This is a genomic window from Streptomyces boninensis, assembly GCF_048572725.1.
Classification (GTDB): Bacteria; Actinomycetota; Actinomycetes; order Streptomycetales; family Streptomycetaceae; genus Streptomyces; species Streptomyces boninensis.
Map to the genome: position 1 here is coordinate 6,184,402 of NZ_CP183837.1, position 25,050 is coordinate 6,209,451.

Below are 25,050 nucleotides of genomic sequence, written 5' to 3' on the forward strand. Positions count from 1 at the left end.
TCCTTGCCGGACGGCCGCGGCCCCCGCCGTGTACGACGTCCCCGCCAGCACCCCGCCGATGACGCCGCCCAGCGCCGCGCCGACGTTCATCGCGAAGCGGAAGACGCCGAAGGCGGCGAGGCGTTGCTGGTTCGTCGACACCGCGTCGAGCAGCACCGCGGCCGCCGCCGGGCGGTAGATCTGGGACGTCACGCCGATGAGGCCGACCACCGTGACGATGGCCGGGAGGCCGGTGAGGTACGGGACGAGCGCCGTCAGCGCGGCGGTGCTGGTGGCCGACAGGACGATGGTCGGGCGGCGGCCGAGGCGGTCGGCGAAGTAGCCGCCGAGCGTGTTGCCGAGGACGTTGCCGAGGCCGGAGACGCCCAGCACGAAGCCGGCGGCGCCTGCGGAATAGCCGCGCCCGGTCAGGTAGAGCACGATGAAGACGGGCAGGAAGTTGCCGACCCGGTTGACCAGGATGCCGAGGCTGACCACCCACACCCGGGCGGGCAGGCCGCGCAGGGCGTCGCGGAAGCGCGGCTGCGGCTCGTCGGTGGCCGGGCCGCGCCCGCCCGGCGGTGCCGTGCTCATGCGACTGGCTCCGTCCGTATGCGGATCGCCGCGGCCAGCCGACCGGCGTTGGTGAGTGCTTCGGTGGCGGTGGCGCCGCGGGCGATGACGTGACCTGTCTTCTCCTCGTTCCAGGTCAGCGGCGGGATTACGGTGCCGGGCCCGGCCTTCAGCTGCAGCTCGACGAAGACGGGGTCCGCGCGTACCGCGTCGCTGCCCGTCACCTCCGCGACCCGGCCCGGCTCCGGCGTGAGGAAGCGGATGGCCGCGCCGCCCCGCGGCGACGGGGAGGTGGCAGGCGGCTGCAGCAGGCCGAGCCCGGCGGCCAGCGCGTGCCGCTCCATGTCCACGCCGGTGGTGATCTCGGTGAGTTCGTTGATCCGGTCGCCCCCGACGCGGTTGTGCGACTCGACGATCCGCGGACCGCGCGAGGTCAGCTTGACCTCGGTGTGGCCGGGGCCGTTCCGCAGGCCGACCGCGTCGAGGAAGTCCGTCACCAGCCGGGCGGCCTCGCGCAGCGCCGCGGCCGGGTGCCGGCTGGGCTGGGAGTGCCCGGTCTCCACGAAGCCGGCGCCGCCGATCTCCTTGTCGGTGACGGCGATGATCACGTGCCGGCCCGCGGACGACAGCGTCTCCACGCTGATCTCCGGGCCGTCCAGGTACTCCTCCATCAGGAACTCGTCGAAGGAGTCGGCGAAGGCCAGGTCCCCGGGGTTCCAGTGGCCGTCGTCGATCGAGCGGTAACGGTCGGCCGCGGCCTCGACCCCCGCCTCGTCATCGATGCGCAGCACGCCCAGACTCCCCGACTCCCGCACCGGCTTGACGATGACCGGCAGCCCGTGCACCGCCACGAACGCCCGCACATCCCGCGCCGACCGGCCGACCGCCGAGGCCACCGGGCTGATGCCCTTCGCCTCCAGCAGCCGCCGCATCCGCCCCTTGTCCAGCAGCAGCTCCACAGTGGCGACCGACTCACCGCCGAGGCCCAGCTCCTCGCTCACCCGCGCCGCCGGCAGCAGCCCCAGCTCGAAGAGCGACACGGCCGCCGCGAAGGGGCGCTGCTCGTGCAACTCCCGTACCAGCGGCACGAGCTGGTCGAGATCGCCGTAATCGAGCCGCAGCACCTTCTCCACGCCGGGCGGCCAGTGGTCGTTCTCGTACGCGTCGGGGTACTGGGCGAGCACCACGTCGAGGCCGAGCTCCAGGGCCTTGCGGACATGCGCGGGCTTGCCGCCGATGAGCAGGACGCGGGGGCGTGCGGTGGGGGTGAGGCTGTCGGACATGGTGGCTCCTTCGGGCGCGTTCCGGTCGCCGGGGTCGCCTGGGTCGCCGGGCATGACTCAGCCTGATCTCTAAGGGGGGAGCGGCGCTTCCGGCAGCCGCCCGATCTCATCGCGCGGACCGCCGTCTAAGGGGGCCTCAACTGAGGCAGAATCGCACGCATGCCTGAGTCCTCCAGCGCCTCACGCGCGTTCCACGACCTGTCCGCCTTCGTCGCCCAGCCCCGCGTCAACTCGCTGACCCTCTCCCGCGACGGCACCCGGCTGGTGGCCGCGGTGCAGACGCTCGCCGGGGACGGGACGCGGTTCGTGTCCGGGCTGTGGGAGCTGGATCCGGCGGGGGAGCGGGAGGCGCGGCGGCTGACCCGGTCGGAGAAGGGGAGTCGGCGCCGGCGTTTGCGGCGGACGGTGCGCTGCTGTTCCTGTCGGGGCGGCCGGACAGCGATCCGGGCGCGGGCGACAGCAAGAGCAACGGCGACGATGAAGGCGCCGCCCTCTGGTCCCTCCCCGCCCACGGCGAAGCCGAGCTCATCGCCCGCCACCCGGGCGGCATCGCCGGCTTCGCCGCCGCCCGGGACACCGGCACCCTCACGTACACCGCCGGGCTCCTCCCCGGCGCCGCCGACCCGGCCGCGCACGGGAAGCTCCACAAGGCCCGCAAGGACGCGAAGGTGACCGCGATCCTGTACGAGGCCGGCCCGACCCGCGTATGGGACCGCGACCTCGGCCCCGACGAGCCGCACGCCTTCGTCCGCGCCGCCGCCGGCGGCCCCGTGGTCGACGCCGGCGGGCACGGCGTCGGGCAGGAGGAGCCGGCGGACGCGGTGCTCTCGCCCGACGGCACGCGGGTGGCGTACACGCGCTTCGTCCCCGGCCGGGTGCCGGGCGAGAACGGCACCGTGGTCGTGGTCGCCGACGCGGCGACCGGCAAGCAGCTGCGGGTCGTCGAGCAGCATGGGTACGAGTACGTGGGCCCGGAGTTCACGTACGACGGCACGGGGGTGACCTGCGCCCGGATGACCGTCCCCGCGTACGAAGCCCCCTGGGACATCACGCTCGTCCGCATCGACCTGACGAGCGGCGAGGAGACCGACCTGCTGCCCGGCTTCGACAACTTCCCCGGCGGGGTGGCGGTCTCGCCGGTGGACGACACCTTCTGGTTCACCTCGTCGGAGAAGGGCCACGCCCCCGTCTTCCGCCGCGACCCCGACGGCACGGTCACCCGGCTGACCGCCGCCGGCTCGTACGCCGCACTCTGCGTGGCCCCCGACGGCCGCACCCTCTACGCGCTGCGCAACGCCATCGACTCCCCGCCCCGCCCGGTCCGCCTCGACGCCGCCGCCGCCGACCAGGAGCCGGTCGCCCTCCCCGCCCCCGGCGGCATCGACGCCCTCCCCGGCACCCTCACCGAAGTGCACGCGGAGGCGGACGACGGCTTCGCGCTGCGCGGCTGGCTCGTCCTCCCCGAAGGCGCGTCGGCCGCCGAGCCCGCCCCGCTGCTCGTCGCCGTCCACGGCGGCCCCGAGGGCAGCTGGAACGGCTGGACCTGGCGCTGGAACCCCTGGCCCTTCGCCGCCCGCGGCTACGCCGTGCTGCTCCCCGACCCGGCCCTGTCGACCGGTTACGGCCTGCACAACCACGAGCGCGGCTGGGGCCAGTGGGGCATCCGCCCGTACGACGACGTCATGGCGCTCACCGACGCCACCGAGGCCCGCGCCGACATCGACGCCTCGCGTACGGCGCTGGGCGGCGGCTCGTACGGCGGCTACATGGCCAACCGCGTCGCCACCCGGACCGACCGCTTCAAGGCGATCGTCTCGCACGCGGGCCTGTGGGACCTGCGGGCCTTCCAGGCCGACACGGACGCCCCCTGGTACTTCCAGCGCATCTTCGGCGACCCGCTGACCAGCCCCGACCGGTACGAGGCCAACAACCCGTACCTGGGTGCGGAGAAGATCAGGACCCCCATGCTGGTGATCCACGGCGCGAAGGACTACCGCGTCCCGGTCGGCCAGGGTTCGGCGCTCTTCCAGGATCTGCAGCGCTACGAAGTCCCGGCGAAGTACCTGTACTTCCCGGATGAGAACCACTGGATCCTGACACCGAACCATGCCCGCGTCTGGTACGGGACCTTCCTGAACTTCCTCGACCACCATGTGCTGGGGGCGGACTGGCAGCGGCCGGAGCTGCTCTGATCAGCGCGCGGGCCGGTACCGTTCCATTTCCGGAATCACCTCCTTCCCCAGGATCTCGATCGTCCGCAGGATGTCCTGGTGCTCCAGATAGCCCCACTGCACGTAACAGATGAGCTCGTCGACGCCGAGATCCGCATAGCGCTTCATCTTCTCGACGCAGGTCTCGGTGTCGCCGATGATGATCATGTCCCCGGCGTCGAAGCGCTCGACCGGGACATCGCCCTCGATGATCGGCTTGAGCAGCGGGAAGGTCCGGTTTTGCTCCTCCTCCGTGAGGTGGTGCAGCTCCCATTCCAGGGTGAACATGGCGAGGTTCTTGTACCACCACGCCACCGAATCCCAGACCTTGGGATGCACGGGCCCGCGGCCGCCGGGGCAGTGCACGAGGGTGTACGCGGCGACCTTGTTGGTGGTCACATCCGTCAGCGGCCGCACGGCCGCGGCCGCCTCCCGGTACGCCGCGATCTGTGCGGCCATCGCCTCCAGCGGCTGCATGATGGAGAAGGACAGCAGGCCGAGCCCGTTGGCCCCGGCGACCTGCGAGGAGCCGCTGGAGGTCGCCGCCATCCACACGGGCGGGTGCGGGTCCTGCGCGGGCTTCGGGGTGACCATGCGGCGCGGGAAGCTGAAGCGCTCGGATTCGTACGCGAAATACTCCTCCCGCCACATCCCGCAGACGATCTCGATCGCCTCCCGCCAGTCGTCCCGCGACGTGGCGATGTCCACCCCGAAGGCCGTCTGCTCCATCGGCGTGGAGCGTCCCGTGCCCCACTCCACCCGGCCGCCGGAGAGGATGTCGACGGTTGCGACCTTCTCGGCGATGCGCTGCGGCGGCGTGAAGCCGAAGGGGGTGAGGGTGACGCCGAAGCCGAGCCTGATCTGCTCGGTCAGCCCGGCGAGATGGCCGAGGAAGACCTCCGAGGCGGGCATGTGGGACCGGCCCTCGCGGAAGTGGTGCTCCACGGCCCACACGGTGTGGAACCCGACCCGGTCCGCGAGCCTGATCTGCTCGACCGCCTCCCGGTAGGCGCGCTGCTCGGCTTGCCGCTGGCCCTGCGGGTGCGGGGCTGGCCAGGGGCGGGGGACGTCGACCTCGTACAGGACGTCGAGCTTCATGGTGCCTCCTCACTTTTGACATATGGAAAGTGGCTTCGGAGAGCGGAAGGATTGTGGGGAGTCGGTCCGTCAACCGCAAGGGGCACGCCCATGGTTCGTCCAGCACTCGCCGCCACCCGCGCCGTCGCCGTACTGAACTTCTTCGCGGCCCACCCCGGCGGCTCCTTCACGCTCTCCGAGCTGTCGTCCTCGCTCGGCGTGAACCTGGCGTCGCTGCTGTCCGTGCTGCGGGCGCTGGAGGACGCCGGGTATCTGGTCCGGCATCCGACGCGGAAGACGTACGAACTCGGCGCCTGTCCCGTAGCCCTGGGCGATGCCGCGCTGCGCGGCAACCCGGCGGTGGATCTGGCGCGCGGGCAGCTGGCGCGGCTGGCGCGGGAGCTGGGGAGCGAGACGGTGATATCGGCGCTGGTGAGGGGTGGCCGGGATGGCCGGGACGGCCGGGGCGGCGATCACGTGGTCATCCTGGCCACCGAGGGGACGCCGCAGATTCCGACCGCCGATGTGCGGCCCGGGCAGCGGGTGCCGCTGGTACCGCCGTTGGGGCAGGTCTTTTACGCCTGGGCGCCCGAGGGGCGGATCGAGTCGTGGCTGTCGCGGCTCGAGCCCGGCACGCGGGAGGCGGTGCGGGGGCGGCTGCTTGCGGCGCTTGCGGCGGTACGGGAACGGGGCTACTCGGTGGCGGTGGACCGGCCCGCGCGGATGGAGATCGGGACGGTGCTGGGGCTGCTCGCTGAGGCGCCGGCCGATGCGGGGCGGTTGCTCGGGGAGCTGGACGAGGCGGCGATGGGGCTGGTCGACAGCGACTACGGGCTGGTGGATCTCGATGCGGAGGGGGAGTACAGCATCGCGTCGGTGGTCGCGGCCGTGCATGATCCGCATGGGGCGGTGGCGTTGGCGCTGATGGTGAACGGGCTGCGGCGGGCGACGGGGCGGCGGGTCGCGGAGGTGGGGGAGCGGCTGGCGGGGATCGCGCAGGGGATCACGAAGCAGACCGGGGGGCGGATCGTGGCCCTGTCGTAGCGTCTTCGCGTCTCGGCTCTTCGCGTCCCGGCTCTTGCGGCTTGAGGGCGGCTGCCTCATTCTCCCGTGGAACTTCTGCGGAGTTTTCGGCATTTCGAAAGCGGAGGCGCACCGTGAACCTGTCCCAGACGCCCGTACCGCCCGTGCCCGACGGGGACGAAGTCCCCGACTACGGCGGCGCGCTGCGCCTCGACGGCCGGGCGGTGGTTGTGCTGGGAGCCGGGCAGGGGATGGGCCGGCAGATCGTGCACGCGCTCACGCAGTGCGGGGCGCGGGTGCTCGCCGTGGATGTGGACGAGGCGCGGGTGGCGCGGGTCGGGAAGGAGACCGGCGCGGTGCCGTGGGCGGCGGATGCGACCGTACGGGAGGATGCCGCGCGGCTGTGGTCGGAGGCCGAGGACCGCTTCGGGCGGGTGCATGGCGTCGTCGATGTGATCGGGATGAGCCGCTACGGGAGCCTGCTCGACCTCAGCGACGAGGACTGGGACTGGCAGCAGAACATCGTGCTGCGCCACGCCTTCCTCGCGGTCCAGTACGGCGGCCGGCACCTGGCCGAACACGGCGGCGGGGCGCTCACGTTCGTCTCCTCGGTGTCGGGCGAGACGGGCGCCGCGCAGCACGCGGCCTACGGGGCGGCGAAGGCCGGGCTGATGTCGCTGGTCAGGTCCGCGGCGGTGGAGCTGGGGCCGTACGGGGTGCGGGTCAACGCGATCGCGCCCGGGATCGTGTGGACGCCGCGGGTGTCGGCCTTCTTGGGGGAGGAGGGCTATCGGAAGAATGTGGCGAATACGCCGCTGCGCCGGGTCGCGCTGCCGTCGGACATCGCGGCTGGGCTGCTGTTCCTGAGCAGCGATCTGGCGGCGTGCGTGAGCGGGCAGGTGCTGACGGTGGACGGGGGAGTGGGGGCCAAGTTCCCGTATCCGATGCCGGATTTGGGGGCGGTGTCGGGGTGAGGGGAGCAGGGGCGTCGTCGGAGGGGGCGGGGCTGCCGCCTGAGCGCACGGGGCGGCCGGCCACCGATGACCTGCTGGTACGTCGACGGGCTGTGGCGCAGGCGACCCCGCCGCCCGCGGATGTGACATGGGCGATGGAGAAGTTCGGGGGTGTCCCGGCGGCGGTGGTGCACCCGGGGGTGGGTCCGGGCCCCGTGGCGGATACGGCTGCGACGGCGGCCCCGATCGTCCATCTGCACGGCGGCGGGTATCGGCTGGGGGCGGCTGCGGGCTGGGTCGGCTTCGCGCACCGGCTGGCGACGGCGACCGGGCGGCGGGTGGTCGTGCCGGAGTATCGCCTGGCGCCGGAGCACCCGTTCCCGGCGGCGCTCCGCGATGCGGCCGCGGTGTGGCGTGCGGTGACGGCGGGTGCGGGTGCGGGGGCAGCCCCCGTACTCACCGGCGATTCGGCCGGCGGCGGGCTCGCCGTCGCCCTCGCCCTCGCGCTACGGGACGGGACCGTCGCCGCCCCGCTGCCGGACCGGCTGGCGCTCTTCTCGCCGCTGCTCGGCCTGCGGGCCGACGCCGACTCCTACCGCACCAACGCCGAACGCGACCAACTCTGGTCCCGCACCTCCGCCCTGGAGGCAGCCGATGCCTACCTCCAGGGCCTGCCCGCCGACTCCACCCCCCTCGCCTCCCCGCTCCTCGCCGACCCGGCGGGACTGCCCCCGGTGCTCCTCTTCGCCGGCACGGGCGAGACGCTCCTCGACGACGCCACCGCCTTCGCCGCCCGCGCGGCCCGGGCGCAGGTGCGGGTGGAGGCGCACTACGTACCCGACGTCCCGCACGTCTGGCCGGTGCTGCTCGACGGCGACCCGCGGTCGGCGGCGGCGCTGAGCCGGGTCGCCGCTTTCGTGGGGCGGAGGGCCTGAAGGCGACTGATCAGCCGGGGTGCGCGACGGGATTCCGCAGGGTGCCGATCAGCTGGAGTGCGCCAGCCGGGTCTGTCAGGTCGACCATCTGCTGATTGTTGCGCAGTTGGAGGCGGTTGAGGCAGGACAGGGTGAATTCGGATGCGAAGAGGTCGTGGCGTTCGAATGCATCTGCCAATTCCGGGTGTGCCTGCTGATAGTCGCGTACGCACTCCGACACCGTCCGCCAGAAGGCCTCTTCCGCCAATATCCCCGCCGTGGCGAGATTCGCCGCCAGGAAACGGAAGAAGCAGTCGAAGACATCGGTGAAGAGGGAGAGGATTTTCTGGCCCTCCGGGACCTCGACCCGGATGCGGCGGACCTCGGGCGGCAGTGCCGCGTCCGGGTCCATGACGGCGATCTCCTCTGCGATGTCCTTGAAGATCGCTCGCTGGACCGCGCCGTCCTTCAGGACCAGGATCACATTCTCGCCGTGCGGCATGAAGACCAGGTCGTAGGCGTAGAAGCTGTGGAGGAGGGGGGTGAAGTAGGCGTGGAGGTAGCGACGCAGCCACTCCGCCGGGGGCAGGCCCGAGCGGGTGATCAGGGCGGCGGCCAGCGAGGCGCCCTCGTCGTCCACGTGCAGGAGGGACGCCATCGTCGCCAACTGCTCGTCCTCGTCCAGGCCCGGCACCGGGCTCTCCCGCCACAGCGCGGCGAGCATTTTGCGGTACGGGGAGTGGCGGTCGGTCGCCGTCTCGTATTCCAGGTGGCGGTAGCCGACCGCCGCCCGCTCGCGGATGATCGACAGGCCGGTCGACTTCAGCGTCGCGTCGCTCGCGATCAGGTCGGCCAGCCAGTCGTTGATCGCCGGGGTCGCCTCCATGTACGCCGCCGAGAGGCCGCGCATGAAGCCCATGTTGAGGACGGACAAGGCCGTCTTGACGTAGTGCTTTTCCGGGGCGGTCGTATTGAAGAAGGTCCTGATCGACTGCTGGGCAAGATATTCGTCGTCGCCCTCGCCGAGGCAGACCAGGTAGCCGCGGGCGATCTCCGCCGCGAAGGTGACGGTGAGTTTGTTCCACCACTGCCAGGGGTGGACGGGGATGAGGAGATAGTCGGCCGGGTCCAGGCCGCGGTCGCGCAGTCCGGCGCGGAAGCGGGCGACCGTGCCCGCGCCCAGCTCGGCGCGGATGAAGGACTCGTACTCGATGCCCGTACCCGCGGTGAAGGCCGCCCGGTCGCGGTGCGCGGCCAGCCAGACGAGGCGGACCGGGGAGGCGGTCTCGGGGGCGTACGAGAGGTATTCGTGGATGCCGAAGCCGAGCCGGCCGTTGTTGGCGACGAAGCACGGGTGGCCCTCGGTCATGCCGGTCTCGATCGCCTGGAAGCTGCCGCGCGCCAGCTCGGCGGCCGAGAGCCGGTCGGGCTTGGCGAGTTTGTAGCAGGTGCCGGAGAGGGTCGAGGAAATCTCCTCCAGGTACACCGGGAGGATCTCGTCGGTCAGGCCGAGGGCCGTCCGCAGCTCTATGACGAAGTCCAGGGCCGAGAGCGGGAGGTCAGCGCCATCCCGTGTGCGCGTGATCGAGTCGGCGTCGATCTGCCAGTGGTCCAGGGCGTGGCGGGTGGCGGTGAAGTGGTACGTGGTGCGGTCGTCGTCGCTGCGGACGACATAGGCGCCCACCTTGCCGCCCGCCGGCGACGGGGCCAGCAGCCGCTCATGCGCGAATTCCGCGAGCGCCTTCCTGACAAGCAGGCGATTCGCCCGCTCCCAGTGCTCGGGGGTCAGGTGGGCGACGGCGGCGGAGATGCCCGTAAGGCTCATGTCGATACTCCTCGTGCGGCCAGGAACTGCGCGCGCGTGCAGAAGCTCAGCAGCGCGCGCTTCTCCGGCTTGTCGATCTCGCGGGCGGGGACAAAGCCGACGGCCTCGTTCAGTGCGTGCACCGCGGTGTTGCGTACGTCCGGCTCGACCACGACCCGCCGGGTGCGCGGGTCGGCGAACAGCTGCTCCATCACCGCCGTGATGACGGCCCTGGTGAAGCCGTGGATCGGCCGGTCGGTGGGGGCGACCAGGAAGTGCATGCCGACATCGCCGGGCTCGGCCTCGTACAGGCCCGCGAGCTCCCGGTGCGCCGGGTCGTAGCGCTCCATCAGGAAGGCGGGCTCGCCGTCGTGCAGGCCGAGGAAGGCGTCGTGGTGCTCGTCGGCGGCGATGTTCAGGTACTCGCGCTCGACGTCCTCCAGGCGGGCGTCCTGCATCAGCCAGTACGCCGCCTTCGGGTGCGTCACCCAGGCGTGCACCAGCTCGGAGTCGGTCAGCGGGTCGAGGGGGCGGATGGATATCACGGGGCGAACTCCTGGAATGCGATGGCCTTCTCCACGGCGTAGTGCTCCCGGCCGCCGCACAGCTCGCGGATGATGCAGCTGTTCCGGTACGGGCCCATGCCGAGGTCGGGCGAGGTGATGCTGTGGGTGTGGACGCCGGCGTTCTGCAGGAAGATGCCGCTGCCGGTGGTGTCGATCGCGTAGTTGCGGGCGACGTCGAAGTTGCCGCGGGAGTCGTAGCGGAGGCGGTCGCGGACCGGCTTGAGGAATTCGGGCTCGGTGTAGGCGTAGCCGGTGGCGAGGATCAGTCCCTCGGTGCGCAGCGAGAAGTCCCGCTCCGCCTCTTCCTGTCGGAAGTCGAGCGTGTACGTGCCGTCCTCGTACGTCGCCCCCGTCAGCGCCGAGTTCGTCAGCAGCCGCGTCGGCGCCTTCCCGCCCAGGTTCTTCTGGTACAGCAGGTCGAAGATCTCGTTGATCAGATCGCCGTCGATGCCCTTGAAGAGCCCCTTTTGCCCGGCGGTGAGCCCGTAGCGGGTCTCCTCGGGCAGCGCGTGGAAGTAGTCGATGTACTCCGGTGACGTCATCTCCAGCGTGAGCTTCGTGTACTCCAGCGGGAAGAAGCGCGGGGAGCGGGTGACCCAGTTCAGCCGGTAGCCGTGGGTGTCGATGTCGCCGAGCAGGTCGTAGTAGATCTCGGCGGCGGACTGGCCGCTGCCGACGATGGTGATCGACTCCTTGGCCTGCAGGTCGCGCTTGTGCGTGAGATAGCGGGAGTTGTGGATTGCGTCGCCGCCGAGGCCGCGGCAGGCGGCCGGGATGTGCGGCGGGGTGCCGGTGCCGAGGACGAGGCGGCGGGCGCGGTACGTATCGCCTTCGCGGGTGTGGACCAGGTAGTGCTCGTTCTCGTACGTCACCTCCGTCACCGTCGTGCCGAAGCGGATGCTGTCGCCGAGTTGCTCCGCCGCCCAGCGGCAGTAGTCGTTGTACTCGACCCGCAGCGGATAGAAGTTCTCGCGGATGTAGAAGGAGTACAGCCGCCCGCTCTCCTTCAGGTAGTTGAGGAAGGAGTAGTGGGACGTCGGGTCGGCCAGCGTGACCAGGTCCGACATGAACGGGGTCTGCAGGTGGGCGCCGTCCAGGAACATCCCGGAGTGCCATTCGAAGCCGGGCTTGGATTCGAGGAAGACGCCGTTCAGGTCGGCTATCGGCTCGCTGAGGCAGGCGAGGCCCAGATTGAAGGGGCCGAGGCCGATGCCTATGAAGTCGTACGTCGCGGGCTCAGGATGCGTGGTCAAGGGAATCCCCCAGGTACTGCTCGGCGTGGCCGGCGATCAGGTCGAGCACGGCGGCCGCGCCGGCGACCGTGGCCTCGGGGTTGAGCAGGGTGAACTTCAGATAGTGGCGGCCGTCGACCTCGGTGCTCGCGACCACGGCCGCGCCGGAGGCGAAGAGCGCCTTGCGGGCGTGCAGATTGGCCCGGTCGATCTCGGTGGGGGTGGTGGCGTCGGCCGGGATGTAGCGGAAGACCAGCGTCGACAGCTGCGGCTGCACCAGGACGTCGAAGCGCGGGTCGGCGGCCAGCAGCTCCCACACCTCCGCCGCGAGGTCGCAGACCTCGTCGAAGAGGCCGCCGACTCCGTCCGCCCCCATCACCCGCAGCGTCATCCACAGCTTGAGGGCGTCGAAGCGGCGGGTGGTCTGGAGCGATTTGTCGACCTGGTTGGGGATGCGCTCGGCGACCATGCGGCGCGGGTTGAGGTATTCCGCGTGGTAGGTGGCGTGCCGCAGCGTCGCCGCGTCCCGTACCAGCACCGCGGAGGAACTCACCGGCTGGAAGAAGGACTTGTGATAGTCCACCGTCACCGAGGCGGCCCGCTCGATGCCGTCCAGCAGCGAGCGGCGCTTCGGCGAGACCAGCAGCCCGCAGCCGTACGCCGCGTCCACATGCAGCCACGTGCCGTACTGCTCGCACAGCCCGGCGATCTCCGGCAGCGGGTCGATGGAGCCGAAGTCGGTGGTGCCGGCGGTGGCGATGACGGCCATGGGGACCAGGCCGTCCGCGGCGCAGCGCTCCAGCTCGCGGGCGAGCGCCACCGTCCGCATCCGCCGGTCGGGGCCGACCGGGACGGGGATCACCGCCTCGGGGCCGAGGCCGAGCAGCTTCGCGGATTTCCGTACGGAGAAGTGGGCTGCCTCGGAGGCGAAGATGCGCAGGTCGGAGAGGTTTTCGGCCTTGGCCTCCTCGCGGGCGAGGAGCAGTGCCTGGAGGTTGGACTGGGTGCCGCCGGAGGTGAAGACGCCGTCGGCGGCGGGGCCGAGGCCGAGGCGGGCGGTCGTCCAGTCGACGAGTTTGCGCTCGATCAAGGTGCCGCCGGCCGACTGGTCCCAGGTGTCGAGGGAGGAGTTGACGGCGGAGAGGATGGCCTCGCCGAGTACGGCCGGGATGACGACCGGGCAGTTGAGGTGGGCGAGGTAGTCGGGGTGGTGGAAGTAGACCGCGTCCCGGAGGTAGACCTCTTCGAGCTCGTCGAGGGCGGCGGCGGTGTCGTGGAGGGGGGCGTCCAGGTCGATGGCGTCGATGCGGGGAGCGAGGGCGTCGACCGAGGTGCCGGTGAACGGCTGGTCGGTGGCGGCGAGTTTGGCTGCCACCCGCTCGATTCCTTCGGTGGCGGAGCTTCGGTATCGCTCCGCGGTGGTGCCGTTGAGCAGGTGTGAGCGCATGTGCAGGCCTCCGGCGGTGGCGGGCGTGCGTGTGGGGGGACAGGAGCAGGGAGCGGTCCGTGGTGAGGACCGATACTTAGGTTAGCCTAACCTTAGGTTCCCTGTTCAAGTCCCCCCACCCCCCCACCCCCGTCACCGCCGGATGACGGGGTGCGCGAGGTGCGCGAGGTGCGTCAGCAGCTGCCGTCCGACGTCTTCAGGCCCTTGTTGGCGCCCGCCGTCTCCTTCACGATCGCCGGGACGCAGGACGCCTTGTCGGGGGTGAAGGAGTAGGGGAGGTTGACCGTGGTGGTGGACTTCGGGTCGGGTCCGGCCGGCTTGTTCTCGTCGCCGGGCTCGGACCAGGTCACGCTGTCGAAGGTGTTGCCGCTGACCTGCCAGTAGCCGGTGGTGTCGGTGTAGAAGGTGCCCAGGACGTCCTTGGAGTCCTGGAAGTAGTTGCTGTCCACCTTCGCCTTGCCGCCGGCCCGGGAGTTGATGCCGGACTCGTTGATGTTCAGGTAGTGGTTGTTGAACATGTGAGCGGTGCCGCCGCGCAGCAGCGGGGCGCGGGAGTCGATGTTGTCGTACAGGTTGTGCTCGTACGTGATGAAGCTGTTGGACACGTCGCTCTCGCTGGAGCCGATCAGGCCGCCGCGGCCGGAGTTCCGCAGGATGCTGTAGGACAGCGTGACGTACTTGGTGTCGTTCTTCATGTCGAAGAGGCCGTCGTAGCCCTCCGACTCGCCGCCCGAGGCCTCCAGGGTGGAGTGGTCGACCCAGATGTTGCGGACGCCGCTCTCCATGCCGATGGCGTCGCCGCCGTTGGAGGTGGGGGAGCCGGACTTCTTGACGTTCTTGACCGTCACGTTCTGGATGATGATGTTGCTCGACTCGCGGATGTGGATGCCGAGCTGGTCGAAGGTCGCGCCGTTGCCGACGCCCTTGATCGTGACGTTGCTGATCTGCTTGAGCTCGATCACGCCGTCCGCGGTGTTGCAGCTGTCGCCGGAGACCTTCTTGGTGTTGCCGTGGTTGATCGTGCCCTCCACCTCGATGGTGATCGGGGTGTCCTCGGCGGCCCGCGTGCACAGGGCCTGGTGGATGGCCGTGCCGGTGCTCGCCTTGACCGTCTTGCCGCCCGCGCCGCCGGTGGTGCCGCCGTTCTGGGTCGCGTAGCCGGTGGGCCCGGCGAGCGCGGCCGACGCCTCGGGCATCAGCATCAGCACGCCGGCCGTGACAGTCGCGGCCGTCGTGGTCAGCGCCCCGGTGAGCCGCAGCTTGGTTCGTCGCCTCATTATTCGGTTCCCATTTCGCCGTCGAATGGTGGGTGTGGCGGATCCATGTCCTGGTCGTCGCCGGGGCCGCCGAGGTTGCCGCCCTGCGGCCGTGTTCCCGCGGCCGACGTGGCCTACGTCTCGTGTGATCTCGCATATAGACCGACAGCGGCTGAGCGGGTGAGGGTGTCCCGTCGTATCGGATCCGTGCCGTCTGCACGGATCCCCCCGGGCCGTCGTTGCCCCGGCACCCCCCACACCGGCCGAAAGCGAGAACCGAGCCGTGCAGACGCAAGACCTGAAGACTGGCGCGCCCGCGTCAGCGGCAGCGCCGATCCAGGAGGGCGGCGCCGCGGCTGTGCCGGTGGACGCGGGCGACGCCGGTTACAGCAAGACCCTCAAGGGCCGGCACATCAACATGATCGCCATCGGCGGCGCCATCGGCACCGGCCTGTTCCTGGGCGCCGGCGGCCGGCTCGCCTCGGCGGGCCCGGCCCTGGCGATCGCGTACGCCGTCTGCGGTCTCTTCGCCTTCTTCGTCGTGCGCGCGCTCGGCGAGATGGTGGTGCACCGGCCGTCGTCCGGCTCCTTCGTCTCGTACGCGCGTGAGTTCCTGGGGGAGAAGGGCGCGTACGTCGCGGGCTGGATGTATGTGGTGAACTGGTCGACAACCGGCATTGCGGACATTACGGCTATCGCGCTGTACACCCACTACTGGAGCATGTTCACCGACATCCCCCAGTGGGTGATGGCGCTGATCGCCCTCGCGGTCGTGCTGGCCGTGAACCTGATCTCGGTGAAGATCTTCGGCGAGCTGGAGTTCTGGTTCGCGATCATCAAGGTCGCGGCGCTGGTCGCCTTCATGCTGATCGGCATCTTCCTGCTGGCCACCCAGCACAAGGTCGACGGCGGGTCGCCGGGACTGTCGGTCATCTCCGACAACGGCGGGCTGTTCCCGACCGGGCTGCTGCCCGTGGTGATCGTGCTGCAGGGTGTGGTCTTCGCGTACTCCGCCGTCGAGATGGTCGGCGTCACCGCGGGCGAGACCAGCGACCCGCAGAAGGTCGTGCCGCGCGCGGTCAACTCGATTATGTGGCGGGTCGGCGTCTTCTACGTCGGCTCGGTGGTGCTGCTGGCGCTGCTGATGCCGTGGAACGACTACAAGGCCGGCGAGAGCCCCTTCGTGACGGTGCTGTCCAACGTCGGCGTCCCGGCCGCGGGCGATGTCATGAACCTCGTCGTGCTCACCGCCGCCATGTCGTCCCTGAACTCCGGCCTCTACTCCACCGGCCGCATCCTGCGCTCGATGTCCATGGCGGGCACCGCCCCCAAGTTCACCGGGCGCATGAACAAGGGCCAGGTCCCGTACGGCGGCATCGTCCTGACCTCGGTCGTCTGCGTCCTCGGCGTCGGGCTCAACTTCCTCATGCCCGCCGAGGCCTTCGAGATCGTGATCAACATCGCGGCGCTGGGCATCATCAGCACCTGGTGCACGATCATGGTCTGCCACATGGCCTTCGTGAAGAAGACCAAGGAGGGCGTCATCGAGCGCCCCCGCTTCCGCCTCCCCGGCACCCCGGTCACGGACATCGCGACGATCGGCTTCCTGCTGCTCGTGCTGGTGCTGATGGCCTTCGACGACGAGGGCGTCGGGCAGCAGACCGTGATGATCGCGCCGATCATCGCCATCGCGCTGGTCGTCGGCTGGTACTGCGTCCGGGGCCGGGTGAACCGCATCGCGGCCGAGAGGGAGAAGGCCGCCGCGGGCGCCGAGTAGAACTGGTACCCACCGACCCCTGCCCCTCACCCCCCGCCCGCAGCACACTGATGCCCGGGCAGGGCGGTGAGGGACGGGGGTCGCTTTCATGGCGGTGCGCACCGAGGCGGTACGGGCGGAGTTACCCGAGCGGCGGCCGGAGCTGGACGCCATCCGCATGGCGGTGGTGCTGGGGCTGGTCTTCTTCCACTCCGGGCTCGTCTTCACCGCCGACGACGACTACTACGTCAGGAACGCAGAGACCACCGGCGCCGTCCTGATCATCGCCGGGTTCGGCGTCGTCTGGGCGATGCCCGCGCTGTTCCTCATCTCCGGCTTCGGCTCCTGGCTCTCGCTGCGCCGCCGCGGCACGGCCGGGTTCGTCAAGGAGCGGCTGCTGCGGCTCGGCGTGCCGCTGGTCTTCGCGAGCGTGGTGCTGAATCCGCTGCCGCAGTGGCTGCGGCAGCGGTCGTACGACCCGGGGTACCACCAGTCGTACGCGGACTTCCTGCCGCGCTTCTACGACGTGCACCTCGACCTCTCCGAATTCCCCTTCCTGGTGCAGGGCGAGTACTTCGAGACCGGGCACCTGTGGTTCGTCGTGCTGCTGATCGCCTTCTCGCTGATGCTGGCGCCGCTGTACCGGTGGCTGCCGGGGGCGCCGGTGCGGCGGGTCAGCGACCGGGTGGTGGCGGCGGTGCTGCGGTGGCGCGGTCTCGTACTGCTGCCCGCCCTGGTCTTCGCGGCGATGTGCGCCTTCGTGCGGATGGAGGAGAACTACGCGGGCTGGCACCGCTGGACCTACCTGATGTTCTTCGCCGCCGGGTGCTGGCTCGCGGCGGACAGCCGGCTGTGGACGGTGCTGCGGCGGGAGGCGGCGGTCGCCGGGTGGCTGGGGCTGATCCTGTTCACGGCGTCCGCGCCCGGATTCTCCATGGCGGAGGAACCCTTCACGGAGATGACCGGCCTGGCCGTCGCCACCCGGGCGCTCTTCGGGGCGGCGGGCTGGTGCCTGGTCGTCGCCGTCATCGGCCTGCTCGACCGGCGGCGGCAGCGGCGCCGGGAGCGCGCGGCCGGGCGGGCGGAAGCGGCGAAGCCGGCGGCGCCCAGGCCGTCCGGCCGCGCCTACGCCTATCTCGCCCCCGCCGTCCTCCCGGTGTACGTCCTCCACCAGCCGGTCGTCGTCGCCGTCGCGTACTTCCTCGTCACCCTCCCGCTCCCCATCCCCGTCGAGTACGCCCTCCTCGTCACCATCGCCATGACCCTCACCCTCGCCGCGTACGAGCTGCTGGTCCGCCGCGTCCGGCCGATGCGCTTCCTCTTCGGCATGCGGGGGTAGCGGGGAGGCCGCCGCCCGCCGCCGCCCGCCGCACAGGCGCTGCTGCTGCGAACGGTCCCTTTGCCTGCACCCGGCAGTGTCCCCGCCGCAGGCGCTGCCGGATGCGGGCGCAGACGCCCAGGCCCATGGCTGCTTGAATGCTTTCCGTTCGGAAATACGGCACGACCCCGGGGGAGTGTGATGGCGCGCAGCAGAGCAGGACAGAGCGTACGGAACGCCGCACGAGCGGTGGCAGGCGGAGCCGATCCGCAGGAGGCGATCCGCGGCGCGGCCCGCGAGCAGGCCGCCGAGGCCTTCGGCGGGCAGGTCGAGCAGGGCCGGGAGGTGCTGCAGGAAGGCGGCATCGACCCCGGCGACTTCCCGGCCGCCCGCGAGCAGGGCGGCAGCACCGACACGATCATGGTGCAGAAGTCGGTCCCCCTCGACGAGGCCGGCGAAGCCCTCAACCGCAGCGAGCAGGTCCGCGAGGACGGCAAGAAGGTGCACGCCATCTGCCCGATGGTGATGCCGAAGAACCGCTCCTTCCTGAGCATGCTGCCCGTATCGCTGCTCCTGGTCATCGGCGTGATCGGCACCATCGCGGTCAGCGCCGCCGGCGGCGACGCGCTCACCAACCCGCTCTTCGGCATCCACTACTGGGTGCTCGCGGTCTTCGCCGTCTGCTTCGTGTGGTGGCGCCAGGGCATGGTGCTGGTGCCGGACGGCTGCCACGCGCTGATCACCCGCTTCGGCAAGCTGGAGCAGGTGAAGGAGCCCGGCCGGGTCATCCTCATCAACCCCTTCAAGCGGGTCTCGTACATCATCAACACCACCCGCGAATACCCCTTCAACGCGCCCGTGCGCGAGGCGCCGACGAAGGGCGGGGTGAAGGCGTCGATCGACCTGTTCCTGCAGTTCCGGATCAGCGACCCGGTCGAGTTCGTGTACACGCTCGGCGCGGTCCGCGGCTTCGAGGAGAAGCTGAGCAACGCCGTGAGCGAGACCATCCGCTCCCTGATCTACGAGCAGGAAGCCGCCGGGATCTACGACATGGTCGGTGAGGACACCGGCCGGCTGATGGAGCAGCTCAACGCCCAGTTCCGGCCCGCCGTCGAGCTGACCAACGCCAACATCACCTCCGCCGAGCCCTCCGACCAGGGCTACCGGATGGACCTCGCCGCCCCCGAGATGGTGCGGATGGCGAAGGAGGCGTACACCCACGAATACGCCCTGGGCCTCCGCAAGGAGCAGGACGAGGGCGACCTGAACAAGGAGCTCGCCACCCGCCAGGAGACCCTCTCCTCCATCCAGGCCGACATCGCCCAGTACCAGGCCCAGATGGACACCGCCGTCGAGCGCGAGACCAACCGGGCGCAGGCGCTGGCCCGGCAGCGGTACGTACAGGCCGAGTCGGAGGCGAAGGCGAACGCGGCGCTGCTGGAGGCGCAGGCCCTCGACATCCGCGCGATGACCGCGGCCGAGGCGCCGGAGATCCTCGAATACCGCTACCAGCAGCAGATCCTCGACACCCTGGAGGAGGTCGCCGACCACCTGCCGCGGCTGGTGCGGATCGGCGGCGGCTCGGATGCGGAAGCAGGCGTGGACTTCCTGGCGATCGCGCGCGAGCTGGTCGGCGAGCGCGGCGACGAGCTGTTCAGCGACGGCGACCTGGACACGATGCGGTCGCGGCTGCGGGAGGTCGCGGGCAGGATCGCCGAGCGGCAGCCGGAGATCGAGACGCTGCGCGAGGCGGAGCGGGTCACCGTGCCGGTGAAGACGGTCGGCGACGAGAGCGATGAGGACATCGCAGGCGACGAGGGCGACTACGTGATCGAGGAGGCCGGCGAATGAGCACGGCAGGACGCATGCGCAGGTCGGTCATCTCCGAGAAGATCGCGCCCTGGAGCGACATCCAGCAGCTGCTGCGCGGCGGCGAGGCCGGGACCCTGATCCCGGTGATCATCCCCCGGCACCGCCGCCGGCTGTGGTGGATGGTGCCGCTGTGGCTCGGCGTGCTTGCCCTCGCCAGCGGGGTGATGTCCGGGCTGTACGAGGACGACGGCGCCAAGGGCATCGCGTACGACACCCTCGCCGTCGTCGGCTACCTGGTCGGCGCGCTGCTGCTGCTGATCGGCGTGCTGTGGTGGTGGCGGTCCTCGATCGTCAAGATCGAGCAGGGCACCAACGGCGTGCTGACCCGCTACGGCGCGGTCTCCCGCACCCTGGACCCCGGCCGGCACTTCATCATGCACCCGTGGTCGCGCGTCGACTTCGTGGTCGACGTGGCCACCGAAATCCCGTACTCGGCACCGGTGATGGCCTGCCCGACGCAGGAGAACGTGCCGCTGCGGTCCATCGAGTTCTTCCTCAAGTTCCGGATCACCGACGCCGTCCGCTTCGTCCGCACCATCGGCGCCGGCAACTTCGACCTCGTCCTCTCCAGCGCCGTCCAGGACGCCATCCGCCAGCGCGCCCGTCTGGTGCGCACCGAGCGGGCGTACGACCTGCGCGGCTCGGACGTCGCCGACATGCAGGAGCTGCTCAACCGGCAGCTGGAGCGCTACGGCGTGCGCATCATGGGTGCCAACATCCCGGATGTGCAGCTGCCCACCCAGTACCAGCAGCACCTGGCCACCCGCGAGCGGGTCGCCAAGGAGCGGGTCGCGTACGAGCAGGAGTGGGGCCTCACCCGCAAGCGCCGCATCGACAACCTGCAGATGGACATCGAGCGCGCGAAGAAGGCCCGCGACGCCCGCTTCGTCGAGGTCAAGGCCGCGCTGAACCGGGCCCGCGAGGAGGTCGCCCGGCTGCTGGAGGAGCAGGAGACCGAGGCGCAGAAGGTCCGCTTCGAGATCGAGACCCGCGGCCGCAGCGGCCTGATCTCCGCCGAGAACGAGGCCAAGGCGCAGCGCCGCCTCGCCCAGGCCTACCGCGACAACCGGGCGGTGCTCCAGTACGAGCTGGCCCGCCGCCGCCTCGACGTCGGCGCCGAGCTGGCGTCCCGGGCGCCGCAGCCGGTGGTGGTCCGTACGGACGCCTCCGGCGGCGACACCTCGGCGCTGCCGACGCTCCTGGCCGCGCAGTTGCTGCCGCGGATGACGGAGCTGCCGGCGGCGGGCGGCGCGAGCGCGGTGGCCGACACCTTCGGCGCCGCGGCCGCGCGGGCGGCCAGGGAGCTGGATCAGGAGGACTGACGGCTGACGGCGGTGGGGTGCTCGGTGCTGTCGTGCCCGTTGTGCAGCGCCTTGTACTCCTCCGCCGTCGGCTTCGGCACCTGCGCGTCCGCGCCGTAGAGCGCCCGCGACAGCCGCAGCCGCAGCCGGTCCTTCCGCGATACGGGCGCGGGCACCCCGTTCTCGTCCACCGCGGGGCCGCTCTCCAGCGGGAGCGGCTGCTCGTGCGCGGTCAGCTTGTGCAGCTCGGTCTGCGACAGCGGCGCGTGCACCTCCACGAACTCGCCGTGCGGCAGCCGCCTGATCACCCCGGACTCGCGCCCGTGCAGCACCTTCTCGCGGTCCCGGCGCTGCAGGCCGAGGCAGATCCGCTTGGTGATGACGTACACCACCGGCGGGACCACGAAGATCCCGATCCGGATCGACCACGTGATGACATTGATCGACAGATGCAGCCGGGTCGCCACGATGTCATTGCCGCCGCCCGCCAGCAGAATCAGGAACGCGCTGATCCAGGCCGCGCCAATGGCCGTGCGCACGGGGCGGTTGCGCGGCCGGTCGAGGATGTGGTGCTCGCGCTTGTCGCCGGTGATCCAGGACTCCAGGAAGGGATAGACCGCGATGAAGCCGAGGAACACCGGGAAGACGATCAGCGGCACCAGCAGCCCCAGCGCAAGCGTGTGCCCGGCGACCGTCACATCCCACCCGGGCATGATGCGCACCATGCCCTCGACGAAGCCGAGATAGAAGTCGGGTTGAGCGCCGGTGGAGACCTGATCCGAGCGGTACGGCCCGTACACCCACACCGGGTTGATCGCGGCCACCGCCGAAATCACCGTGATGACGCCGAAGACGAGGAAGAAGAAGCCGCCCGCCTTGGCGATGTAGATGGGCAGGAAGGGCGCGCCGACCACGTTCTTCTCGGTACGGCCTGGTCCCGCCCACTGGGTGTGCTTGTGGTAGAAGACGTAGATCAAATGCGCCACGACCAGCGCGACCATGATCCCTGGGATCAGCAGCACATGCAGCGAATAGATCCGCGGAATCATGTCGTGGCCGGGGAACTCCCCGCCGAAGAAGAACATCGACAGATACGTGCCGACCAGCGGCACCGCGAGCAGCGAGCCGTCGAGGAAGCGCATGCCGGTGCCGGACAGCAGGTCGTCGGGGAGCGAGTAGCCGAAGAGGCCCTCGAAGAGGCCGAGGGCCAGCAGGCTGAAGCCGATCAGCCAGTTGATCTCGCGCGGCTTGCGGAACGAGCCGGTGAAGAAGTGCCGCATCATGTGCGTGAACATCCCGGCCAGGAAGATCAGCGCCGCCCAGTGGTGCACCTGCCGCACCAGCAGCCCGCCGCGGACGTCGTAGCTGATGTCGAGGGTGGAGGCGTACGCCTCGGACATCCGCACGCCGTTCATCGGGGCGTAACTGCCGTCGTACACCACCTCGTTCATGGACGGGTGGAAGAAGAACGTCAGATACACGCCGGTCAGGATGATGACGATGAAGCTGTAGAGGCAGATCTCGCCCAGCAGGAACGACCAGTGATCGGGAAAGACCTTGCGCATATATCTGCGCGCGATCCCGTGAATCCCCAGTCGCCCGTCCGCCCAGTCCGCCACCCGCTCCCCCGCGGGGGATGGTCCTCGCCGCTGCGCCGCGTCGCTCATACAGACATGACGGGGCGGGGGCACCGGGTTGTGACATGCTGGGCGGCGCATGTGATGCAGCTCACATCTTCAGTTTGCCGACCGCGCCCTCCGGATAAGATCCAGGCACGTGTTCGGACTGACCATCCGCACTCTGCCATCGGGGACAACACAGGGCCGCGCAAGGCGCGGTCAGGGGGGAACGATCATGACTGACGACGCCGGACAGAACAGAGCCCTGACGCTGACTACCGTGCTCGCCGGCGCGCTGGCCACCACCTGCGCCGTGCTCGCGGTGATAGCGCTGCTGTGGGTGACCTCGCCGGAGGCGGGCACCTTCGGGGCGGCCCTGGTGCTGCTCGCCGCCGCTGCCGCCACGGTGCGCAGCCTGCTGCGGCGCACCCCGGCTCCGGCGCCCGAGACGGAGCGGACGCCGGAGGCGAAGTAGCGGCTTATGAAGCCGTCGTGCGTCGGTAGTGCTCGGCGATCTCATCGCTCGTAGTCAGCCATACGTCCCGGTGCCCGGCGATGTACGCCAGCGCCTGCTCCAGATATTTCGTACGGAACGCCTGCCCGATGACGAACGGATGCAGGGCCAGCGCCATCACCCGCCCGCTGTCCGCCGACTCGGCGTACAGCTGGTCGAACTGATCCTTGACCATCTGCAGGAACTGCGGCCCGGTCATCCGGTGCATCGTGAAGAGGCTGATGTCATTGAGCTCCAGGCTGTACGGGACGCTCAGCACCCCGGGCACATTCAGCGGGAACGGCTGGTCGTCGGCCGTCCAGTCGAGCACGTAATCCAGGCCGAGCTCCTTGATCAGCGCGGGCGTGCGGAAGGTCTCGGTCAGTGCCGGGCCCATCCAGCCGCGCGGGCGCTGCCCGGTGGCCTTCTCGATCGTGGAGACGACCTCCGTCAGATACGCCCGCTCCTCGTCCTCGCTCATGTCGGCCTGCAGCCGGGAGTTGGTCTGGCCGTGGGCGAGCCAGGCCCAGTCGCGGGCCTTGCCGGCCTCGATGATCTGCGGGTAGTGGTGGGCGACGTCGGAGTTGAGGAGGACGCTGGCGCGGATGCCGTGCCGGTCGAGGGCGTCCATGACCCGCCAGATGCCGACGCGGGCGCCGTAGTCCCGCCAGCCGTGGTTGAGGGCGTCGGGGGTGAGGTGGGCGGTGCCGTCGTTGAGGCTGGTGGAGGGGACGCCGAGCTTGAAGTGCTCGACGTTCAGGCCGACATAGAACGCCACCCGGGCGCCGTCCGGCCAGCGGATCGGGTCCCGCTCGGTGATCGGGCTGTAGTCGTAGAGCTCGTTCTCCATGGTCACAGAGCCTTTCCGTCGGAGCCCGCCGTCGCCGGCCGGATGTCGGGCGGTGTGTTCATGGCTGCGATGCTACGGAGCGGGGCTGCTGACCCGGCGTCAGCACCCCAGCGACCACCGCCGCCACCGCCGCGGCGACGGCCGCGACCGTAAAGCCGTCGGTGAAGCCCGTCAGTGTCGAGCCGACCAGGCTCGCCGCCGCCACGCTGCTGACGACCGGCGCGCCCAGCGACGCGCCCAGCTCGTGGAAGGTGGAGACGATCCCCGAGGCGATGCCCGACTCGTGCGGGGCGACCTGGCCCAGCGCCGTGGCCGAGGCGACCACGAAGATGACGCCGGTGCCCGCGCCGGTCACCGCCACGCCCGCCACCACCGTGGCGGGGTGCAGCTCGAACGCCGGGACGGCCAGCCCGGCCGCGGCGATCAGCAGCCCCGCCACCGCCAGCGGACGGCCCCCGAAGCGGCCCAGGACCCGCCCGGTCAGGTTGGCGCCGAGCATCGTGGCGAGCGCCACCGGGAGGAAGAGCAACCCCGTGCGCAGCGCCCCGTACTTCTCGCTGTGCTGGAAGTAGAACGTGCCCAGGAAGAACACCGCGATCAGCAGCGCCGTGGCGATCAGGATCAGGAACGCGCCGGTCGCCACCGGCCGCCTGGCCAGCAGCCGCACGTCCATCAGCGGCGAGGCCGCCTTCCGCTGCCAGGCGGCGAAGAGCGCGTACCCGACGGCCGCCGGCAGCACCAGCCAGCCGGTGGTCGCGGTGAGCCAGCCGTCCTCGCCCGCGGCGATCAGCGCGTAGATCAGCGAGGTCGAGGAGGCCGTCACCAGCAGGGCGCCCAGGAGGTCGAGGCGCGGGCGGTTCGCCGGCGGTGGCTGCTTCGGGAGCAGTACGGCCAGGGCGGCCGCGATGGCCAGGCCGATGGGCACGTTGACGTAGAACACCCACGGCCAGCCGGGGCCCGCGGTGAGCGCGCCGCCGAGCAGCACGCCGAGCGCCGCGCCGCCGCCGCCGAGCGCGGACCAGACGCCGAGCGCCTTGTTGCGCTCCTCGCCGTCGAAGAGCGTGACCACCAGGGACAGCGCCGCCGGCGAGAGCAGCGCCGCGCCCACGCCCTGCGCCACCCGGCCGCCGAGCAGCAGCTCCGCCGAGCCGGCGAGCCCTGTCACCAGCGAGGCGGCGGTGAAGAGCAGCAGGCCGGTGAGCACGACCCGCTTGGCGCCGATCAGGTCCACGATGCGGCCGCCGAGCAGCATCAGGCCGCCGAAGGTGAGGGTGTACGCGCTCACCGTCCAGGTCAGCACCTCGCGGCCGATCCCGAGGTCGGCGCCCATGTGCGGCAGTGCGATGGCCACGACGGTGACGTCGAGGATGAGCATCAGCTGGGCGATCCCGAGGAAGCCGAGGATGCGCCAGCGCGCGGGGTTCAAGCCCCCCTGCTGTGGGCTCTCTTGGTGCTGTGACTGCGTCGACATCGGAGTCTCCCGTCCCCTATCTCGTACGTCGATGTACGAGTTCTAACCGGGAG

At 70.6% G+C, this 25,050-nt stretch carries 18 protein-coding genes and 2 pseudogenes; 9 read left to right on the top strand and 11 right to left on the bottom strand.

All coding sequences use genetic code 11. From position 1 onward, the window contains the following. Window positions 1–96 precede the first annotated feature (96 nt). Together ACNNMR_RS28420 and ACNNMR_RS28425 are read right to left on the bottom strand one after the other, a co-directional pair. Window positions 97–573: pseudogene (locus ACNNMR_RS28420) on the bottom strand (MFS transporter); the annotation flags it as partial. Next, the gene (locus ACNNMR_RS28425) at window positions 570–1,835 is read right to left on the bottom strand and encodes an ATP-grasp domain-containing protein (protein WP_419997523.1); all 1,266 of its coding nucleotides are present in this window, start codon (window positions 1,833–1,835) and stop codon (window positions 570–572) included. The pseudogene ACNNMR_RS28420 and the gene ACNNMR_RS28425, both read right to left, overlap by 4 nt. Before the next feature lie 317 nt (window positions 1,836–2,152). Between ACNNMR_RS28425 and ACNNMR_RS28430 the strand changes: the two genes are divergently transcribed. Continuing rightward, complete coding sequence (locus ACNNMR_RS28430) at window positions 2,153–4,027, top strand: S9 family peptidase (RefSeq protein WP_419997524.1); 1,875 nt, start codon at window positions 2,153–2,155, stop codon at window positions 4,025–4,027. On the opposite strand, the gene ACNNMR_RS28435 is transcribed toward ACNNMR_RS28430, so the two are convergent. Continuing rightward, window positions 4,028–5,143 carry an LLM class flavin-dependent oxidoreductase gene (locus ACNNMR_RS28435; RefSeq protein WP_419997525.1) on the bottom strand — a complete coding sequence of 372 codons (1,116 nt, stop codon included), beginning with the start codon at window positions 5,141–5,143 and terminating at the stop codon, window positions 4,028–4,030. A gap of 90 nt (window positions 5,144–5,233) precedes the next feature. Between ACNNMR_RS28435 and ACNNMR_RS28440 the strand changes: the two genes are divergently transcribed. From ACNNMR_RS28440 to ACNNMR_RS28450, 3 genes are all read left to right on the top strand, one after another. Beyond that, window positions 5,234–6,166 carry an IclR family transcriptional regulator gene (locus ACNNMR_RS28440; RefSeq protein WP_419997526.1) on the top strand — a complete coding sequence of 311 codons (933 nt, stop codon included), beginning with the start codon at window positions 5,234–5,236 and terminating at the stop codon, window positions 6,164–6,166. 113 nt (window positions 6,167–6,279) lie between these two features. Further along, entirely contained in the window at window positions 6,280–7,119 is an 840-nt protein-coding gene (locus ACNNMR_RS28445; RefSeq protein ID WP_419997527.1) for an SDR family NAD(P)-dependent oxidoreductase, read from the top strand. A gap of 92 nt (window positions 7,120–7,211) precedes the next feature. Further along, window positions 7,212–8,033 (top strand): alpha/beta hydrolase fold domain-containing protein, encoded by an 822-nt coding sequence (locus ACNNMR_RS28450; protein ID WP_419997528.1) that lies wholly within the window; start codon window positions 7,212–7,214, stop codon window positions 8,031–8,033. A 10-nt stretch (window positions 8,034–8,043) separates the two neighbouring features. Here the strand turns inward: ACNNMR_RS28450 and ACNNMR_RS28455 are convergent, their stop codons facing one another. From ACNNMR_RS28455 to ACNNMR_RS28475, 5 genes and pseudogenes are all read right to left on the bottom strand, one after another. Then, window positions 8,044–9,837, bottom strand: coding sequence for an IucA/IucC family protein (locus tag ACNNMR_RS28455; protein WP_419997529.1), 1,794 nt, complete (start codon window positions 9,835–9,837; stop codon window positions 8,044–8,046). Next, complete coding sequence (locus ACNNMR_RS28460; RefSeq protein WP_419997530.1) at window positions 9,834–10,361, bottom strand: GNAT family N-acetyltransferase; 528 nt, start codon at window positions 10,359–10,361, stop codon at window positions 9,834–9,836. Before ACNNMR_RS28460 ends, ACNNMR_RS28455 begins: the two co-directional genes overlap by 4 nt. Next, window positions 10,358–11,599, bottom strand: coding sequence for a lysine N(6)-hydroxylase/L-ornithine N(5)-oxygenase family protein (locus tag ACNNMR_RS28465; RefSeq protein WP_420000505.1), 1,242 nt, complete (start codon window positions 11,597–11,599; stop codon window positions 10,358–10,360). Before ACNNMR_RS28465 ends, ACNNMR_RS28460 begins: the two co-directional genes overlap by 4 nt. A 19-nt stretch (window positions 11,600–11,618) precedes the next feature. Then, entirely contained in the window at window positions 11,619–13,061 is a 1,443-nt protein-coding gene (locus ACNNMR_RS28470) for a pyridoxal phosphate-dependent decarboxylase family protein (RefSeq protein WP_419997531.1), read from the bottom strand. 176 nt (window positions 13,062–13,237) lie between these two features. Further along, window positions 13,238–14,338, bottom strand: a pseudogene (locus ACNNMR_RS28475) (pectate lyase family protein); the annotation flags it as partial. Window positions 14,339–14,651: 313 nt separating this feature from the next. On the opposite strand from ACNNMR_RS28475, the gene ACNNMR_RS28480 reads away from it, so the two are divergent. From ACNNMR_RS28480 to ACNNMR_RS28495, 4 genes are all read left to right on the top strand, one after another. Then, window positions 14,652–16,094 carry an amino acid permease gene (locus ACNNMR_RS28480; protein WP_420000506.1) on the top strand — a complete coding sequence of 481 codons (1,443 nt, stop codon included), beginning with the start codon at window positions 14,652–14,654 and terminating at the stop codon, window positions 16,092–16,094. A gap of 88 nt (window positions 16,095–16,182) precedes the next feature. After that, entirely contained in the window at window positions 16,183–17,412 is a 1,230-nt protein-coding gene (locus ACNNMR_RS28485; protein ID WP_419997532.1) for an acyltransferase family protein, read from the top strand. A 180-nt stretch (window positions 17,413–17,592) separates the two neighbouring features. Continuing rightward, entirely contained in the window at window positions 17,593–19,242 is a 1,650-nt protein-coding gene (locus tag ACNNMR_RS28490) for an SPFH domain-containing protein (RefSeq protein WP_419997533.1), read from the top strand. Then, on the top strand, window positions 19,239–20,585 hold the full coding sequence (locus tag ACNNMR_RS28495; RefSeq protein WP_419997534.1) for an SPFH domain-containing protein: 1,347 nt from the start codon (window positions 19,239–19,241) through the stop codon (window positions 20,583–20,585). Before ACNNMR_RS28490 ends, ACNNMR_RS28495 begins: the two co-directional genes overlap by 4 nt. On the opposite strand, the gene ACNNMR_RS28500 is transcribed toward ACNNMR_RS28495, so the two are convergent. Further along, window positions 20,573–22,231: a cytochrome b gene (locus ACNNMR_RS28500; RefSeq protein ID WP_419997535.1), complete on the bottom strand. Its 1,659-nt coding sequence runs from the start codon at window positions 22,229–22,231 to the stop codon at window positions 20,573–20,575. The two genes, ACNNMR_RS28495 and ACNNMR_RS28500, sit on opposite strands and share 13 nt — an antisense overlap. A 187-nt stretch (window positions 22,232–22,418) precedes the next feature. On the opposite strand from ACNNMR_RS28500, the gene ACNNMR_RS28505 reads away from it, so the two are divergent. Next, on the top strand, window positions 22,419–22,658 hold the full coding sequence (locus ACNNMR_RS28505; protein WP_419997536.1) for a hypothetical protein: 240 nt from the start codon (window positions 22,419–22,421) through the stop codon (window positions 22,656–22,658). A gap of 4 nt (window positions 22,659–22,662) precedes the next feature. On the opposite strand, the gene ACNNMR_RS28510 is transcribed toward ACNNMR_RS28505, so the two are convergent. After that, window positions 22,663–23,526, bottom strand: a complete 864-nt coding sequence (locus ACNNMR_RS28510) for a polysaccharide deacetylase family protein (protein ID WP_419997537.1) — start codon at window positions 23,524–23,526, stop codon at window positions 22,663–22,665. A gap of 58 nt (window positions 23,527–23,584) precedes the next feature. Continuing rightward, window positions 23,585–24,997 (bottom strand): MFS transporter, encoded by a 1,413-nt coding sequence (locus ACNNMR_RS28515; RefSeq protein WP_419997538.1) that lies wholly within the window; start codon window positions 24,995–24,997, stop codon window positions 23,585–23,587. Window positions 24,998–25,050: the final 53 nt, after the last annotated feature.

Coding starts and splice junctions, on each gene's coding strand:
- ACNNMR_RS28425 (WP_419997523.1), bottom strand. CDS start 1,835: ATGTCCGACAGCCTCACCCCCACCGCACGCCCCCGCGTCCTGCTCATC.
- ACNNMR_RS28435 (WP_419997525.1), bottom strand. CDS start 5,143: ATGAAGCTCGACGTCCTGTACGAGGTCGACGTCCCCCGCCCCTGGCCA.
- ACNNMR_RS28440 (WP_419997526.1), top strand. CDS start 5,234: ATGGTTCGTCCAGCACTCGCCGCCACCCGCGCCGTCGCCGTACTGAAC.
- ACNNMR_RS28455 (WP_419997529.1), bottom strand. CDS start 9,837: ATGAGCCTTACGGGCATCTCCGCCGCCGTCGCCCACCTGACCCCCGAG.
- ACNNMR_RS28470 (WP_419997531.1), bottom strand. CDS start 13,061: ATGCGCTCACACCTGCTCAACGGCACCACCGCGGAGCGATACCGAAGC.
- ACNNMR_RS28485 (WP_419997532.1), top strand. CDS start 16,183: ATGGCGGTGCGCACCGAGGCGGTACGGGCGGAGTTACCCGAGCGGCGG.
- ACNNMR_RS28490 (WP_419997533.1), top strand. CDS start 17,593: ATGGCGCGCAGCAGAGCAGGACAGAGCGTACGGAACGCCGCACGAGCG.
- ACNNMR_RS28495 (WP_419997534.1), top strand. CDS start 19,239: ATGAGCACGGCAGGACGCATGCGCAGGTCGGTCATCTCCGAGAAGATC.
- ACNNMR_RS28500 (WP_419997535.1), bottom strand. CDS start 22,231: ATGAGCGACGCGGCGCAGCGGCGAGGACCATCCCCCGCGGGGGAGCGG.
- ACNNMR_RS28505 (WP_419997536.1), top strand. CDS start 22,419: ATGACTGACGACGCCGGACAGAACAGAGCCCTGACGCTGACTACCGTG.
- ACNNMR_RS28510 (WP_419997537.1), bottom strand. CDS start 23,526: ATGGAGAACGAGCTCTACGACTACAGCCCGATCACCGAGCGGGACCCG.
- ACNNMR_RS28515 (WP_419997538.1), bottom strand. CDS start 24,997: ATGTCGACGCAGTCACAGCACCAAGAGAGCCCACAGCAGGGGGGCTTG.